This window comes from Veillonella sp. VA137 (assembly GCF_003992015.1).
Lineage (GTDB): Bacteria > Bacillota > Negativicutes > Veillonellales > Veillonellaceae > F0422.
On the sequence record NZ_RQVK01000008.1, the window covers coordinates 40,296 to 57,146 of the forward strand.

Consider the following 16,851-nt stretch of genomic DNA (forward strand, 5'->3'; position numbering starts at 1 on the left):
GGAGGTATTTATGAGAGAGGTATGGAATTCCATTCGATACAACATACAGCGCGTATTACAATCAGATCCAGCGGCTACCTCTTGGTTTATGGTGGTTTGGACATATCCTCATATAACAGCTTTATTTTGGCATTTTTTTGCGCATCGCCTGTACCGAAAAGGCTGGTTTACGTTAGCTCGGCGTGTGGCGTTACATGCACGTCGGGTAACGGGTATAGAGATTCATCCAGGAGCGCAAATTGGGAAAGGCTTATTTATTGACCATGGTATGGGAGTTGTCATTGGTGAAACGGCTATTGTAGGAGATAATGTGACGCTCTTTCATGGAGTGACTCTTGGAGGGATGGATTCTCGTAAGATAAAACGTCATCCTACGGTGGAAGATGATGTGCTCATTGGTGCTGGTACAAAGGTGCTAGGTGATATTACGGTGGGAAAAGGTTCAAAAATAGGTTGTAATCTGGTCATTAAGCGAGATGTTCCTAGAAATGTAATTATTTTTGAAACGGAACCTGACCATATTATCTATCGTCGTCCTAAAGTAGATCGTTTTGACAAAGGGTCCTATGTACCACGACGGCATGCATTGCCATTAGAGCCTAACGAGTTTACAGACCATATGGCGTGGCATATCTAGGAGGAACTATGAGAGAGTTGCGATTAGGCATTGTTCAATTAGCCACAGAAATTGAGCAAGTGGATAAAAATTTTGATATTCTAGCAGAAAAAGTGCGAGATGTAGCTAAGCAAGGAGTGGATGTAGTCGTATTGCCAGAAACATGGAATACAGGATTTATAACGGGTTCAAAGTTACATGCATTGGCAGATGAAGGTGGTCAACGGTCACAATCTTTGTTACAGGAATTAGCGCAATCAGAACATGTGAATATCTTTGGTGGATCAGTGGCTGTCAAAGAAGGAGATTCCAGCTACAATAGAACCTATGTGTTCAACCGCAAAGGGGAATTGTTATCTACGTATGATAAGATGCATGGCTTTAGTCCAGCTAAAGAAGATCAATATTTTACAGGTGGTACTGCTATCCACCAATTTGAATTTGATGGAGTACTTTGCTCTAGTGCCACTTGTTATGATATTCGTTTTCCTGAGCTAATTCGTAAATCTGCCTTACAAGGGATAGAACTATTCTTTTTACCCGCTCAGTGGCCAATGCTACGTTTGCATCATTGGTGCATATTGAATCAAGCGAGAGCAATAGAAAATCAAATGTATTTCTGTAGTGTTAATGGTTGTGGCACTATTGGTAAGTTACCCATGGCAGGTCACTCGATGGTAGTAGACCCGTGGGGAGAAGTGCTACTAGAATGTGATGAAACGCCGCAAATACAAACCATTACTATCGATGTAGATACGGTAAAAGATATTCGGTCTAAAATCAATGTGTTCCGGGATCGGAAACCTAATTGCTATTAAAAAAATATCTATGCATTTTAGGAATATATAAAATTGTCCATAGGTATTGCCAAGATGTAATACCTATGGTATATTATATGAGTACTTAGTACACGGCCCCGTGGTGTAGCGGTTAACATGTCGCCCTGTCACGGCGAAGATCGTCGGTTCAAATCCGATCGGGGTCGCCACTATTTGCCTCGGTAGCTCAGTCGGTAGAGCAACGGACTGAAAATCCGTGTGTCGGCAGTTCGATTCTGCCCTGAGGCACCATATACAATCCTCATGCGGATGTGGTGGAATGGCAGACACGCCATCTTGAGGGGGTGGTGAGCGTACGCTCGTATGGGTTCAAGTCCCATCATCCGCACCAAACGAGGGCCTATAGCTCAGGGGTAGAGCAACCGGCTCATAACCGGTCGGTCCCTGGTTCAAATCCAGGTGGGCCCACCATAAGAGACCATCTCACTTTGTGAGATGGTTTTTTGTTATCTATAAGGGTTCATTGTATAATGAAAGCATGAGCTTTATAGTATTTCTAAGTAAGAAATTCCGTTGAAGATGTAATTAGAATGTGAGATAGACTATGGCACTTTCAAAACGATTAGAACAAGTATTGCATATGATTCCACAGTGTCAAACGGTGGCAGATGTGGGTACAGATCACGGGTATTTGGCGGTGGCTTGTATAGAAGCAGGCGTGGCTAAAGAGGTCATTGCCATTGATGTCAATCAAGGACCGTTAGAGTCTGCCAAAGGATTGGTGAAAGAACGAAAGTTAGAAGAATCTATTGAATGCCGATTAGGAGATGGATTGGCAGCTACAAAACAGGGAGAAGTAGATTGTGCAGTGATTTGTGGCATGGGTGGAGAGTTGATGCAACACATCATCACGGTAGGACCAGAACTATTGGAAACCTATGTGCTGCAACCACAAAGCCATCGACGAGAGTTGAAACAATTTTTAGTAGATCAAGGGTATGGCATTGTTCAAGAGAAATGTTTATTAGAGGGCAATCAATATTATGACATGTGGTTAGTACAACGAGGCACTACTTCCGTGTATAATGAGCTACCTAGAGAATCGATGTTATGGGAATATGGTGCTTTGTTACAACAAGAACAATCTGAAGTTTGGACACAGCACATACAACGTAGAATGAAAACGTTGCAATCTATTCTACAACATATGCGTGATACAGCGAAGTCTAGTGATGCGGTTCAGGTGATGGAACAAGAATTGCAAGCCTTACAAGGTATTTTACAATAGGTACAGGTGAAACTTTCACAAAAAATGTCTAACCATTGATGCGTATAGAATGTTATATCATACCTTGAAATGGTGGATAGGAGGTATATATGGTTACTATGAAAGAGATTGCTCAAGCCATTGAGCGCCAAGCGCCATTGCAGTTGCAAGAGTCTTGGGATAATTGCGGATTACAAGTGGGATCTATGAGTTCAACCGTGCAACGTGTGTTAACGGCATTAGATGTGACGTCAGAAGTAGTAGCAGAAGCGATAGAGGAACACGTAGATGTAATTGTGACACATCATCCGATGATTTTCAAAGGTATCAAATCTATCAACACGGATACGATGCAAGGAAAGATGATTAAAGATCTATTATGTCATAGTATTAATGTGTATAGTGCGCATACGAATTTAGATGTTGCTGAGGGTGGTCTTAATGACGAGGTAGCTAGACGACTAGGGTTACAAGGTATACAAGGGCTAGAAGAAACAGGACGAGATGTAGCCTATAAGGTGGCTGTCTATGTGCCCGTTACGCATAGTGAACAACTTCGCCAAGCCATGGGTGATGTGGGGGCAGGTCATATCGGTATGTACAGTCATTGTAGTTTTTCTGTCGCTGGAGAAGGAAGGTTCTTGCCCTTAGAAGGGACGAATCCTTTCATCGGTCATGTGGGCTCTATCGAAACGGTGCAAGAAGAACGGATTGAGACGGTAGTCCCTAAGAAATTGCTAGGTGCAGTATTAGGTGCTATGGAACAGGTTCATCCTTATGAAGAAATTGCCTACGATATAGTAGCCTTAGAGAATGCCTGTGATGCACACTATATTGGTCGCATTGGTAATTTACCACAACCACTATCGATAGAGGACTTCAAAGAAGTATTGCAATCTGTATTCCCTCACAGTCAATTGCGTTGGGGTGGGGCTAAGCCATCATCCATTCAGCGCATTGGTCTATGCACAGGTAGTGGAGCAGAGTTCATTAAAATAGCAGCCAAGAAAAAAGCGGATGTGTATATCACTGGGGATGTGAAATACCATGATATGCAACTAGCAAAAGAATTAGGAATCACAGTAGTGGATGCAGGTCATTATGGTACAGAATACATGAGTCAAACACTATTAAAACAAATGATAGAAAAGAGTTTTACAGCAGATGAAGTAGAAGTCATAGAAAGTAATGTACAAAGAGATTTTTTCTTTAAAGTCTGAGCACTTTCGGTTATAATAAAAGGAAGAGCTATTGACCACACGAGTGGTCTATGCTAGACTTAAACAGTAAGTATGAAAGGCGATTGCAAGTCTCTTGACTTGAGGAAAGTCCGAGCTCCATAGGGCAGGATGCCGGCTAACGGCCGGCGTGGGTGACCATAGGGAATAGTGCCACAGAAAAGTAAACCGCCACCTTCGGGTGGTAAGGGTGGAACGGTCGCGGTAAGAGCGCACCAGGTACATGGTAACATGTATGCTCGGTAAACCCCATCCGGAGCAAGGCCGAATAGGAAAGGGTTAAGGGTTGCCCGCCTACCTTTCGGGTTGTGCCGCTTGAGCGTATAGGCAACTATGCGCCTAGAAAGATAATCGCCACTGCGAAAGCAGGACAGAACTCGGCTTATTGATTGCTTGCTCAAAACCGCTCTTCGGAGCGGTTTTGTTATTGTAGGAGGTATCGTTATGAAATTAGAATCCATTAAAACCTATGAAGAGTTTAAATCCATTGTCAAAGGTGATGACGAAATCGTACTAGCTTGTTTTACGGCAGAATGGTGTGATCCATGCAAGCTGATGAAAGAAGAATTAGATGTGTTGCACGATGAATTACAAGGTGTGGCACGCATGATTGCCATCGATATTGACGAATCGAAAGAGATTGTCTTAAAAGAAGATGTACAAGGGGTACCAACAATTATTTGCTATAAAAAAGGAAAACAAAAAGATCGTATCGGTGGCTATAAAAAAGCAGCCTCTGTACGTAAGTTATTGAAACTATAAATAGAGGATATAAAAATATTTTTACAAATTAGTGATTAATATTCTATAGTAGGAATACCTTTCATGGTATACTATGGATGTATATTAATTTATATAGACGCTATAAAGTTATTGCAAGAAAGGGGCTTTTTTGTGAAAGAATCATTGAATAGTCTTTGGAATCTATTCCAAGAGCGTAAATTAAGCCGACGTACTTTTATGAAATCCTGTGTAGCTTTAACTGCTATTTTAGGGTTGCCGCCAGCATTGACGAACAAAGTCGTAGCAGCGGCAGAAACAAAAGAATTACCTACGGTGATTTGGTTGCATGGTCATGAATGTACAGGGTGTGACGAATCTTTTATTCGCTCCACATCGCCTTTCGCATCTGATGTGATTTTAAATATGATTGCCTTAGAGTATGATGATACTTTAGCTGCTGCAGCAGGGGAACCATTTGAACATCATTTACATCACTTGTTAGAAAGTAAAAAAGGTAAGTATGTATTGGCTGTTGAAGGTGGCGTTCCATTGGATGAAAATGGATCTTACTGCCAAGTTGGTGGACGTCCATTTGTAGATGTATTGAAAGAATGCGCTGAAGGGGCTGCTTTCATCATCGAATACGGCTCTTGTGCAGCTTGGGGCGGCATTCAAGCGGCAAAACCGAACCCAACAAATACAGTATCTGTTTCTTCTATTGTAAAAGGTAAAAAAATCATTAAAGTACCTGGATGCCCTCCGATTCCAGAGGTTATGACTGGTGTGATTATGCATTATGCTTTATTTGGCGAAATTCCACCTCTTGATGTAGAAGGAAGACCAAAACAATTCTATGGCAATCGTATCCATGATACATGCTATCGTCGTCCTTTCTTTGATTCTGGATTGTTTGTGGAACATTTTGATGATGATGCATCGAAAGCTGGTTGGTGTCTATATAAAGTAGGTTGCCGTGGACCAGAAACATATAACTCTTGTGGCAATTTGCGTTGGTGGAATGGGTTGTCCTATCCAATTCAATCTGGACATGGTTGTATTGGTTGCTCTGAAAAGGGATTCTGGGACAATGATAACTTTTATCAACGATTGCCTCATATTCATACCCCAAACACTATCACTGATGTGGATACATTAGGAACAGTGGCAGGATTCGGCGCATTTGGTGCTGTAGTGGCTCATGGTGGTATTACGCTAGCGAAACATAAATATGATTCTATCCAAGAAGAGAAAAAATATTTAGCAGAACAAGAAGCAAAACAAAAAGAAGTGGAACAGAAAGGTAGTGACCAATAATGAAACGAGTTGTAGTCGATCCAGTGACCCGTATTGAAGGTCACTTACGTGTAGAAGTTAGTGTTGATGAAGCAACAGGTCAAGTACAAGATGCCCTATCTAGTGGTACAGCTTGGCGTGGTATTGAATTAGTAGCTAAAAATCGCGATCCTCGTGATGTATGGGCTTTTGTACAACGCATATGTGGCGTATGTACTTCTACGCATGCCTTAGCATCCCTTCGTGCTGTGGAAGATGCATTGGGAATTCAAATTCCTAAGAATGCAAACTATATTCGAAATATTATGCATAGTTGTTTAGATACACACGATCATATTGTGCATTTTTATCACTTGCATGCTCTTGACTGGGTAAGCCCAGTAGAGGCGTTGAAAGCAGATCCTAAGAAAACTGCAGAATTGCAACAACAAGTATTGGATACATACAATGTGAGTGGATTACAACCAAAAGATTTGGAATCTGCTACATCTGCATACCCTAAGGAGTTCCCTAAAGGAAATGCTACGTATTATGCAGCGATCCAAACAAAAGTGAAAAAAATTGTAGAAAGTGGTCAATTAGGTATTTTCTCCGCCCAATGGTGGGATCATCCAGACTATCAATTATTGCCTCCAGAAGTGCATTTGATGGCCATTTCTCACTATTTGACAATCTTGGATCGTCAACGTGATATTGTAACGCCACATGTTATCTTTGGTGGTAAAAATCCACATCCTCATTACATCGTAGGTGGCATGCCTTGTTCTATTTCTATGGACGATATGAATGCACCTGTCAATGCGGCTCGTTTGGCAAGTGTGGATGAATCTATTTCCTTGGCAAAAGATTTAGTGAATTATTTCTACTTGCCTGACTTATTAGCGATTGGTCATTTATATGTAAAAGCTGGTATGGTTGATGGTGGGGGCTTAGCAAAAAAACGTGTCCTTGCTTACGGTGGCTATCCAGATGATGCATATACAGGTATAAAAGATGGAGACTTCTTTAAAAAATCTCTTGTTCGTGCTAATGGAGTAGTAGAAAACTTTGAACTTGGTTGGGAAAAAGCAACATTTACAGCTTTAGAAGGTGAAGACTTGATGAATCCAGACTTCTTGTCTGAAGAAATCAATCACTCTTGGTTTGAATATCCAAATGGTGAAACATCCTTGCATCCAATAGAAGGGGTAACGACACCAGCTTTCACAGGGCCTAAGACGGGAACAAATAAAAAATGGGAATTCTTGGATGAAGAGAAAAAATATTCTTGGATTAAATCCCCTACATTCAAAGGAAAAGCCTGCGAAGTGGGCCCATTGGCAAAATATATCGTTGTCTATGTAAAAGTAAAACAAGGCATCATCAAAGACCCAACTTGGGCTGAGAAAATGATGGTGGACCAAATTGATGCCGTATCTAAAGTGCTAGGGGTACCAGCACATGTGTGGATGTGTTCCACAGTGGGCCGTACAGCAGCTCGTGGTTTAGATGCACAAGTGGCAGCTAACTTGAGCCAACATTTCTATAATCGCTTGATTGAAAATATCAAAACTGGTGATACTGTTGTGGCGGATACTCGTAAATTCGATCCTAATTCTTGGCCAAAAGAGGCAAAAGGTGTAGGTTTATTAGATGCACCACGTGGTGGTTTAGGACATTGGTGTGTCATCAAAGATGGTCGTGTAGACAATTATCAATGTATCGTGCCAACGACATGGAATGCATGCCCTAAAACGATTGCTGGCGAACATGGTGCATACGAATCTAATATGATAGACACTAAAGTCAAAGTGGCGGATAAGCCATTAGAAATTTTAAAAGGTATACATTCCTTTGACCCTTGTTTGGCATGTGCTACACACTTGTACAATAAAAAAGGTGAAAAAATAGTGTCTGTGAATACAGATGCCCTATGTAAATAGGGAGGAGGCGCATCTATGTTACCATTAAATAAAAAGCCTTATCGTGTATTTAGTTTATGGCTCCGCATTTTCCATTGGACTATGGTTCTCTGTGTAACGGCTCTATTCTGGACAGGCTTATACATTGGGAATCCAGGTTTCCAAGCTACACCAGGTAGTGTGGAACCGACAATCGCAGTGGGCGGTTGGTTCTCTATGGAAATGATTCGTAAAATTCACTTTATCGCAGCATTTATCCTAATTGCTGCACTCATATTCCGTATTTATGGTGGAATTCGATATCGTGGCGATAGATTGTTTCCTAGATTTCATAAAAAGTCGTATTGGATTGGTCTGTGGGACACAATTAAGCACTATCTAATGTTACCACAGCAACGAGAGCATCGTTTCTTGCGTAATTCTATGGCTCGTACTAGTTATTTAGGAGTATATGTGATGTTGTTCCTAGAAATTTGTACAGGTCTTGCTATGTTTGCACAAGTGTATCCTAATACGTGGATTGCACAAATTTTTAACCCTGTAAATTTATTGTTTACAGAGTATGAAGTGCATATGATTCATCACTACATTGCTTGGGGATTTTTGTTATTTACAATTATACATGTGTATATGGCATTCCGCGAAGATGTTATGGAAGAATCTGGGGAAGTATCCAGTATGGTTTCAGGGATGAAATTCTACCCTACGGATCCAGAAGATATAGAGGACTTATATGGACCAAATAAAAAATAATCCCATCGTACTATTAGGGGTAGGCAATATTTTGCTTACTGATGAGGGATTCGGTGTCCATGTGGTGAACCAATTACGGGAGGATTATGTATTTAATCCTCCTATTACCATTCTAGATGGAGGCACCATGGGCATGGAATTACTTACCTATATGCGAGGTATGAAAAAGTTGCTGTTAGTAGATGCTATCAATGGTGGTGAGGCACCGGGCACAGTATACGAGTTTCCTCATGAGGAAATGAACAGTTATTTTACAGAAGCTATTTCTGTGCATGAAGTGGGGATGCAAGATATTTTACGTATCCGTGCGTTACAAGAAGATCCTTTAGAAGATGCCGTTGTCATCGGTGTAGAACCTGAAAGTTTAGAATTAGGGCTTACCTTAAGCAATTCCACACAAGCTGCGGTAGCAGATGTGAAAGAACGGGTGCTGAAGGTTTTATCTAATTGGCATGTAACAGCTAGTCCTGTGAGTGGAACGAAAGAATAGACTGCTACATACTATAAAACTGTAATAATTTGATAAGGAGATTCTATGCAAAATGAATTTGGCCGTGTAAAAGCGGTGTTTCAAGAATTAAAAAATGCTATGCAGCACTTGCGTCAAACAGGAGAAACCTATACGATTTATGTGGAAAATACAGGCCTCACTATGGAAGAGCAAGTGGAAGTATTGGAAACATTGGGACGTGGTGATGTGACAATCCATCTGAAAGATACAGATCAACCTGTAGAGTGGTATGAGTCTACTATCCGTGGTGTTTGGATTGGTACTTTTCGCAATGGGCGAGATGAAGCTATCCTCTATACCATTGAAGTGTGTCGCTATCCGACCTTAGCAGGCGCCTATGATGAAGATATCATCGGAGGAGAAGCGGACTTACAAGACTGGATTGAAGCAGCTGACCTGTAATTGGTAAGCTTGTCTATAAAAAATGTTACATCTATAAGCTGTTTACGGGTATCTTCTATATCAATAAATCATAGCTAACATTATTTTTAAAAGAAAACATATAAAAAAGTATAGATAAAACTCTTTCATTATATTTTAGTGAGAGAGTTTTTCATTTGTAAATATAATATTTTATGCTTAAACATAGTAGAATTTAGTAGGAAATAACGTATTGATAAGATTAAATATATGTGTATTTTAAATGGTTTATAAAGGGTGGATATTTGTCCGCAGAAGGGCTGGACTATAAGATTTAGAAGTACCTTAGAAATAGAGAACTATATGCATTTATCAATAAATGATAATAGATTTTATCATAATAAACAGTTATAGCACCTATTCTTAAAGAATTGAAAAAGATAGGGCATGGTGTTACAATAATACACAAGAGAAAGGTCTCTGTTTTAAGTTGAGGAGGGATTACTTTGCGTAACATTCACGTTGAGAAAGTAACAGAAAAGGTAGCAGAATTATGTATGAATGCAGCATATCATCTTCCAAAAGATATGTATAATGCATTGAAAAAAGGCTATGAGTGTGAGAAATCTCCAGTAGGTAAAGGGGTACTAGATCAAATCATTAAAAATGCGGAAATCGCTGATGCTGAAGATCGTCCAATCTGCCAAGATACTGGTCTTACTATCGTATTCTTAGAAGTTGGTCAAGATGTTCATTTTGAAGGTGGAAATCTTGAAGAAGCGGTACAAGCTGGTGTTGCAAAAGGATATGTTGATGGATATCTTCGTAAATCCGTAGTAGCTGAACCTTTGTTCAACCGTGTAAACACTAAAAATAATACTCCAGCAGTTATTTACACTAAAATTGTTCCAGGCGACAAAGTTGACATTAATGTAGAGTTAAAAGGCTTTGGTTCTGAAAACAAATCTGGCGTAAAAATGTTGGTTCCTGCTGATGGCGTTGAAGGCGTTAAAAAAGCAGTTCTTGAAATCGTTAAAAAAGCTGGCCCTAACCCATGCCCTCCAATGGTACTAGGTATTGGTATCGGTGGTACAATGGACTACGCAGCATTCCTTTCTAAAAAAGCTCTTCTTCGCTCTGTAGAAGAACGTAATGCACATCCTGAATATGCAAAATTGGAAGAAGAAATCAATGCAATGGTTAACAAAACTGGTATCGGACCTCAATTAGGTGGTACTACAACAGCAGTTTCCGTTAATATCGAGTGGGCAGCAACACATATCGCTGGTCTTCCTGTAGCAGTAACTATCTGCTGCCACGCTAGCCGTCATGCTCACGGTGAAGTTTAAGAGGGGGAATAACCATGGCAGAACAAATTCGTATTCAAACACCTTTAACAGAAGAACAATCCCGTAAATTAAAAGCTGGTGATATGGTTCTTATCTCTGGTAAAATCTACAGTGCTCGTGATGCTGCTCATAAAGTAATGACTGAAGCATTAGCACGTGGCGAAGAATTACCAATCGATTGGCATGACAAAATCGTTTACTATTTAGGACCAAGCCCAGCTAAACCAGGAGACCCAATCGGTTCCGCAGGTCCTACAACATCTGGTCGTATGGATGCTTACACACCAACAATGCTTGATCAAGGTATCAAAGGCATGATCGGTAAAGGTTCCCGTAAACCAGAAGTTATCGAATCCATGAAGAAAAACGGTGTAACTTACTTTGCAGCCGTTGGTGGTGCAGCAGCGTTAATTGCTAAATCCATTAAAAAATATGATGTTATCGCTTATGCTGACTTAGGTCCAGAAGCTTTGGCAGAATTAACTGTAGAAGATTTCCCTGCAATCGTTGTTATCGATAGCGAAGGAAACGATTTCTACGAAATCGGTCAAGCTCCATATCGCGAAGACGTTTAATTAATCACTAAGAGGCTTTCTTTAGAAGGCCTCTTAGTTTATTACATTGAGGATTTAATACAACTACACATTGGGTTGTGATGCATACGCATTTTATAGATTAAAAGGTAAAAGCTAGTATAGAATTTATTCTATACTAGCTTTTTCATCTTTTATATAAAAAGATTGTGATATAATATAGATAAAGAGATAGTAAAGAGAAAGGAGACGTTATGACAGGACCTTTAATAAGTGGTATTATTTTACTCCTTATCGAAATGATAATACCAGGATTTGGCATCTTTGGTCTAACAGGCTTGCTGCTATGCCTATGGGGTATCTATGATTGGATGGGAGGAGGACCTATGGCAATAGTTACTGTCACCTCGCTTTCAGTAGTGGGCGTGCTATTGTTGTGGTGGATTATCTCTGTATTTCCTAAGACGGCTTTAGGGGAACGATTGACATTGCGCTTGCAATCTACGAAGGAAAAAGGATATGCTACACATCCAGACCCTAAGCGCTGGTTGGGCAAGATTGGATATACAAAAACGGTATTGCGACCAGCAGGAACCATTGTTGTGGAAGGAACATTCCTCGATGCAGTTACTGATGGCGAATTTTATGAACCAGGTACAGAAGTAGAAATTATTTCTGTTACTGGTGGTCGTATCGTAGTGAGAACTACAAATAGATAGGAGGACATATGGAAACAATTATTGGAACGGTGGGATTTATCATTTTTCCGATTATTCTCATCATCGGCATTTCTTTATTCTTACATTTCGTCCCATTAGGACTTTGGGTATCTGCTCTAGCAGCGGGCGTGAAGGTCAGCATTATGACTTTGATTGGTATGCGCTTACGTCGTGTATCTCCGTCCCAAATCGTACTTCCTTTGGTGAAAGCCAATAAAGCTGGCTTAGATGTGACGGTAGATCAATTAGAGGCCCATTATTTAGCAGGTGGTGATGTAGACCGTGTAGTAGATGCATTGATTGCAGCAGAACGTGCTACGATGGAGTTAACATTTGAACGATCGGCAGCCATTGATTTAGCAGGTCGAGATGTATTAGAAGCGGTGCAAATGTCAGTCAATCCAAAAGTGATTGAAACACCGATTATTTCTGCAGTGGCTAAAAATGGTATCGAACTAAAAGTTCGTGCTCGAGTGACAGTGCGTGCTAATATTGATCGTTTAGTTGGTGGTGCTGGAGAAGCAACAATTATTGCTCGTGTTGGGGAAGGTATTGTTACTACCGTAGGTTCTTCTGAAGAGCATACGGACGTGTTGGAAAATCCAGACCATATTTCTCGTACTGTATTGAATAAAGGCTTAGATGCAGGAACAGCTTTTGAAATCCTATCCATCGATATTGCCGACGTGGATGTAGGACGTAATATTGGTGCCCAATTAATGACAGATCAAGCGGAAGCGGACAAAAAAATTGCCCAAGCTCAAGCAGAAAAACGTCGAGCTATGGCGGTGGCGCAAGAACAAGAAATGCGTGCCCATACCCAAGAAATGCAAGCAAAGGTAGTAGAAGCTCAAGCAGAAGTACCAAAAGCATTATCCCAAGCGTTACGTGAGGGTAATTTGGGTGTTATGGATTACTATTCGATGAACAATATTATGGCGGACACTAAAATGCGTGAAAGCATTTCTGAAGGTGATTATGCATCTACCATCGATGGTAAAGGTACACATGAATAAGGTGGAGGAGGTATCCAATTATGGAAATAGGGATACTCATACTCATACTGATTATTTTAGGGTCCTTTATATTTAAAAAAGGAAACTCTAAAGAGGAGTTGCCACAAAAACCAGTTCCGAGTAAAGATATGACTTGGGAGGAAATGGAAGAATACTATGGGATTACATTGTCACGGGACCCAGAAGAATCTGTGAATATGGAGTCTGATGCAGCGGTGGAAACCACTGCTAAAAGGGTTGTGAATACAAGTAATCCGGTGGATGTAGATAGTTATGAGAAGTCAGTAGATTCACTGAGATATGATGCAGAGGAAATGCGTGCTACAGTCCATGAACGAATAGAGACTATACCAAAGGATTCTGCAAGAATATCTGTGGAAGAAGTGCGTAAAGACGGATCTAGTTATTCTAGGGCTTCAAGGGACAAATCCTTACGGTTAGCAGCTAGACATGGAATGGTGTGGTCTATGATTTTAGAAACACCAAAAGGGGCGCGTATGTTAGGGCCTTATCGTCGATAGTGTGTTACTAGAATCGATAGGTAATACACAGATATAATGATGTGATTGTACTTATACATCCTCTGTATAGATTTATTTGCTATTAGATATAGTAATACATATAGTACCTGTAAAAATGAGCTATCAAGTTGGGAATGTCCCTTCATGATAGCTCATTTTGTATATGTTACAAGGAATTTACAGTTACACTCTATACTAAATATTGGGCTATACCAAAGTTAGATTCATCAATAGTATCATTAATTGTTTATATGTAATATTAAAAGCGACTCTACTGTGTAGAGTCGCTTGCATTGATTATAAAGCTTTAATATCTGTTTCTGCCAAGGAAGCAACGATAGCATCAGCTAATTCTTCAAATAATGGTAATTGTTCATCGTGTAATGCACCTTTAATATCTAGTGGAGTGCCAACGATTTCCATATTTTTGAACTCATTTGTGAAGTATTCAACCATACGTTTCATTGCGCCAGATGCCCAAGAGTGGTTACCTACGATAGATACTTTATGGTTATGGAAGTTTAATGCATGTAATTCATGTAATAAGTTTTCCATAGTCAAGTATAAACCTAAGTTGTAGGTTGGTGCCATACATACTAAATGACTATATTTCCATGCATCAGAGATGATATAGGATGGATTTGTTTTAGATACATCATAAATACGGATATCTGTTACACCGCGTAAAGACAATAATTTTGCCAATTGCTGTGCCATTTCAGCTGTGTTGCCATACATGGAACCGAAAGCAATGACAACGCCTTTTTTCTCAGCATTGTATGTGCTCCAGTGCATATATTTGTTAAGAATATAAGAGATTGTATCAGGAGTTCTCCAGATTGGTCCATGAAGCGGTGCGATGATTTTTACATCTAAAGCAGATGCTTTTTTCAATGCATTTTGTACTTGTGCACCGTATTTACCTACGATATTTGTGTAGTAACGACGGGCTTCATCTTCGTATACTCGATCAAAATCTAATTGATCAGCGAAGATGTTGCCGTTGATAGTACCGAAGGTACCAAATGCATCTGCAGAGAACAATGTACCAGTTGTTGATTCAAAGGTACAAGTTACTTCTGGCCAGTGCACCATTGGCATAGTATAACTGTGAAGTTTATGGTGACCAAGATCGATAGTGTCCCCTTCTTTTACTTCGTAATAGTTCTCAGGAGCTGGACGTCCATAGAATTGTTCAAAGAAACGGAATGTAGTTTTGTTACCTACCATTTTTACATTTGGGTAACGGTCTAGTAATTCGACTAATGTTGCACAATGGTCTGGTTCCATGTGGTTAACGATTAAGTAATCTAATTCACGACCGTTTAATAAATGTTCTACATTGTCAAAGAATTCTTGACGAATGCTATCATCTACAGAGTCTACGATACATGTTTTTTCATCATCAATAAAATAGGAATTGTAGCTTACCCCATTTGGAATTGGAAACAGGTTTTCAAAACGTTCTGTACTCCAATCGTTGCTACCAATCCAATAAATATGATCAGTCAATTTTTGTGCGCAATGCATAGTTAAATTCCTTTCATACATACGGGGGATTGTTATGCCCCAGATTTTCTTATCAAATATATATTACTAGTTTATAAGCTAGAACGCAACTATTTTGTATAGGTTTATAAGAAATACATAGATAAAAATCTATTTATAATTTGACAATAGTAATAAATATAGGTAAACTTATAAGCATATATAATAGTAAAAAATAAATTAAACGTATGTTATATTCGTAGTAGATTGAGGTTATTATGTCTGTATCTGCAGAATTACTGCGCGCCTTTGTAGGCGTTGGATTACATCTATCTTTCTCCAAAGCAGCGAAAGCTAATGGAGTTTCTCAATCGGCCATTAGTCAGAGCATAAAGCAATTAGAAAAAGATTTAGGTGTTCCTTTGTTCGAACGAACAACGAAATCAGTGGCCTTTACGAAAGCTGGTCGAGAACTCTTTGAAACGTCGGTAGAAGCCTTTTCTATTTTAGATAATGGAATTGTAAAATTGCAAGAACGTGTATCGAGGGAGTATAAAAGTTTACACTTAGCGGCTACAGATACATTGAGTAAACATTTTTTGTTGCCTACTTTCAAAAGTTGGCAAGAAAAAAATCTAGACATTAGCTTGCGTGTCACCAATCGACCATCTCGAGAATGTGTAGGGATGATTGAAGCGGGAGAAGCGCAAATTGCGGTGGTACATGCCTATGATGGTTTGTATGATAATAATCATCTTGAAGTGATGGAATTAGAATCAATGCAAGATATATTTGTAGGAGGCACTAAATATCAAGATGATTCTAAGGTGTGGACCATTGATGAAATTATGGCTGAGCCATTGCTATTGCTTACTACAGGGGCTAGTAGTCGAACATTTTTTGATGCGGTCACTTACAATCGTTGCACCAGTCCCGCTTTTGAATTAGGCAGTTTAGATGTGCTCATGGATTTGGTGGAGATTAACTTAGGTATTTCTTTGGTGCCAGAATTGGTAGCGAGAGAGAAATTGAAACAAGGCTCTTTAGTGGAGCTAAAAACGAATTTACAGATTCCTGAACGACGTATTGTACTGGTGCGGTCAAGAATGGATGCACTAACAGAAGGCGTTTCGCAATTTATAAATATATTGAAAGACAGAAAACAATAAGGAGGATCATCGTGGAATTATTAAAACAACGTATTGATGCAGAAGGTATTGTATTGAACAATCGAGTGTTAAAAGTAGATGGATTTTTAAATCATCAAATTGATCCTAAATTGTTTGTTCAAATTGGTAAAGAAATTGCTAAACAATTTGAAGGACGTGGTATTGAACGTATTGTTACTATCGAAGCATCTGGTATTGCTATTGCGTTACAAGTAGCGATTGAGTTGGATGTTCCTTTGGTGTTTGCTCGTAAGAAAAAATCTATCTTGATGACAGAAGATGTGTATCACTCTGTAGTGTATTCCTACACAAAAGAAGAAAACTATGATGTAACTATCTCTAAAAAATTCTTGCCTTCTGGTGAAAAGGTGCTGATTATTGATGATTTTTTAGCCAGTGGTGAAGCTGCTATGGGATTAGCAAAACTTGTGGAAGGCGCAGGGGATACAGTGGAAGGTATTGCTATTGTCATTGAAAAATCTTTCCAACCTGGTCGTGAACGCCTAGAAAAAGCAGGTTACGATGTACATTCCTTGGTGCGTATTGCGCGATTTGAAAATGATCGTTGTATCTATGTGGAAGATGCAAAGTGATAATGATTGAAATGGACCACAA

18 protein-coding genes, 4 tRNA genes and 1 other RNA gene are annotated in these 16,851 nt (G+C 39.7%); 22 read left to right on the plus strand and 1 reads right to left on the minus strand.

Translation table 11 applies throughout. The annotated features are described in order from the left end of the window. The first annotated feature begins 10 nt into the window (after window positions 1-10). The 20 genes from epsC (at window position 11) to EO116_RS05305 (ending at window position 13,579) form a co-directional block, all read left to right on the plus strand. Window positions 11-637: a serine O-acetyltransferase EpsC gene (gene epsC, locus EO116_RS05210; RefSeq protein ID WP_127160939.1), complete on the plus strand. Its 627-nt coding sequence runs from the start codon at window positions 11-13 to the stop codon at window positions 635-637. Between the two features lie 8 nt (window positions 638-645). Further along, entirely contained in the window at window positions 646-1,434 is a 789-nt protein-coding gene (locus tag EO116_RS05215) for a carbon-nitrogen family hydrolase (RefSeq protein ID WP_127160940.1), read from the plus strand. Between the two features lie 94 nt (window positions 1,435-1,528). After that, window positions 1,529-1,604, plus strand: a tRNA-Asp gene (locus EO116_RS05220). Between the two features lie 6 nt (window positions 1,605-1,610). After that, a tRNA-Phe gene (locus tag EO116_RS05225) sits at window positions 1,611-1,686 on the plus strand. 14 nt (window positions 1,687-1,700) lie between these two features. Further along, window positions 1,701-1,786 (plus strand) — tRNA-Leu (locus tag EO116_RS05230). Between the two features lie 5 nt (window positions 1,787-1,791). Next, window positions 1,792-1,866 (plus strand) — tRNA-Ile (locus EO116_RS05235). A 133-nt stretch (window positions 1,867-1,999) separates the two neighbouring features. Beyond that, entirely contained in the window at window positions 2,000-2,683 is a 684-nt protein-coding gene (locus EO116_RS05240; protein ID WP_127160941.1) for a class I SAM-dependent methyltransferase, read from the plus strand. An 89-nt stretch (window positions 2,684-2,772) separates the two neighbouring features. Next, window positions 2,773-3,882 (plus strand): Nif3-like dinuclear metal center hexameric protein, encoded by a 1,110-nt coding sequence (locus EO116_RS05245; RefSeq protein WP_127160942.1) that lies wholly within the window; start codon window positions 2,773-2,775, stop codon window positions 3,880-3,882. A gap of 66 nt (window positions 3,883-3,948) precedes the next feature. Then, window positions 3,949-4,301, plus strand: an RNA gene (rnpB, locus tag EO116_RS05250) — RNase P RNA component class A. Window positions 4,302-4,344: 43 nt separating this feature from the next. Next, window positions 4,345-4,662 (plus strand): co-chaperone YbbN, encoded by a 318-nt coding sequence (locus tag EO116_RS05255; protein WP_127160943.1) that lies wholly within the window; start codon window positions 4,345-4,347, stop codon window positions 4,660-4,662. 132 nt (window positions 4,663-4,794) lie between these two features. Further along, window positions 4,795-5,937: a hydrogenase small subunit gene (locus EO116_RS05260; protein WP_009353079.1), complete on the plus strand. Its 1,143-nt coding sequence runs from the start codon at window positions 4,795-4,797 to the stop codon at window positions 5,935-5,937. Further along, window positions 5,937-7,838, plus strand: coding sequence for a nickel-dependent hydrogenase large subunit (locus EO116_RS05265; protein ID WP_127160944.1), 1,902 nt, complete (start codon window positions 5,937-5,939; stop codon window positions 7,836-7,838). Before EO116_RS05260 ends, EO116_RS05265 begins: the two co-directional genes overlap by 1 nt. Window positions 7,839-7,853: 15 nt before the next feature. Beyond that, a complete protein-coding gene (gene cybH, locus EO116_RS05270; protein ID WP_127160945.1) occupies window positions 7,854-8,570 on the plus strand; it encodes a Ni/Fe-hydrogenase, b-type cytochrome subunit in 717 nt (238 codons plus the stop codon). Beyond that, the gene (locus EO116_RS05275) at window positions 8,551-9,060 is read left to right on the plus strand and encodes a HyaD/HybD family hydrogenase maturation endopeptidase (protein ID WP_127160946.1); all 510 of its coding nucleotides are present in this window, start codon (window positions 8,551-8,553) and stop codon (window positions 9,058-9,060) included. The genes cybH and EO116_RS05275 overlap by 20 nt, the downstream gene beginning before the upstream one ends. Before the next feature lie 45 nt (window positions 9,061-9,105). Continuing rightward, on the plus strand, window positions 9,106-9,483 hold the full coding sequence (locus EO116_RS05280) for a hydrogenase expression/formation C-terminal domain-containing protein (RefSeq protein WP_127160947.1): 378 nt from the start codon (window positions 9,106-9,108) through the stop codon (window positions 9,481-9,483). A 464-nt stretch (window positions 9,484-9,947) separates the two neighbouring features. Beyond that, the gene (locus EO116_RS05285) at window positions 9,948-10,790 is read left to right on the plus strand and encodes a fumarate hydratase (protein ID WP_127160948.1); all 843 of its coding nucleotides are present in this window, start codon (window positions 9,948-9,950) and stop codon (window positions 10,788-10,790) included. A gap of 14 nt (window positions 10,791-10,804) precedes the next feature. Beyond that, window positions 10,805-11,365, plus strand: a complete 561-nt coding sequence (locus EO116_RS05290; protein ID WP_009353067.1) for a Fe-S-containing hydro-lyase — start codon at window positions 10,805-10,807, stop codon at window positions 11,363-11,365. Between the two features lie 344 nt (window positions 11,366-11,709). Continuing rightward, window positions 11,710-12,042, plus strand: a complete 333-nt coding sequence (locus tag EO116_RS05295) for an NfeD family protein (RefSeq protein ID WP_164726077.1) — start codon at window positions 11,710-11,712, stop codon at window positions 12,040-12,042. Window positions 12,043-12,050: 8 nt separating this feature from the next. Further along, window positions 12,051-13,058, plus strand: coding sequence for a flotillin-like protein FloA (floA, locus tag EO116_RS05300; protein WP_127160950.1), 1,008 nt, complete (start codon window positions 12,051-12,053; stop codon window positions 13,056-13,058). Between the two features lie 20 nt (window positions 13,059-13,078). After that, window positions 13,079-13,579 (plus strand): hypothetical protein, encoded by a 501-nt coding sequence (locus EO116_RS05305; RefSeq protein WP_127160951.1) that lies wholly within the window; start codon window positions 13,079-13,081, stop codon window positions 13,577-13,579. Window positions 13,580-13,876: 297 nt separating this feature from the next. On the opposite strand, the gene EO116_RS05310 is transcribed toward EO116_RS05305, so the two are convergent. After that, entirely contained in the window at window positions 13,877-15,109 is a 1,233-nt protein-coding gene (locus EO116_RS05310) for an FprA family A-type flavoprotein (RefSeq protein WP_127160952.1), read from the minus strand. 236 nt (window positions 15,110-15,345) lie between these two features. Between EO116_RS05310 and EO116_RS05315 the strand changes: the two genes are divergently transcribed. Both EO116_RS05315 and EO116_RS05320 read left to right on the plus strand, forming a co-directional pair. Continuing rightward, entirely contained in the window at window positions 15,346-16,236 is an 891-nt protein-coding gene (locus EO116_RS05315) for a LysR family transcriptional regulator (protein ID WP_127160953.1), read from the plus strand. Window positions 16,237-16,247: 11 nt separating this feature from the next. Further along, a complete protein-coding gene (locus tag EO116_RS05320) occupies window positions 16,248-16,829 on the plus strand; it encodes a xanthine phosphoribosyltransferase (RefSeq protein WP_127160954.1) in 582 nt (193 codons plus the stop codon). Window positions 16,830-16,851 lie beyond the last annotated feature (22 nt).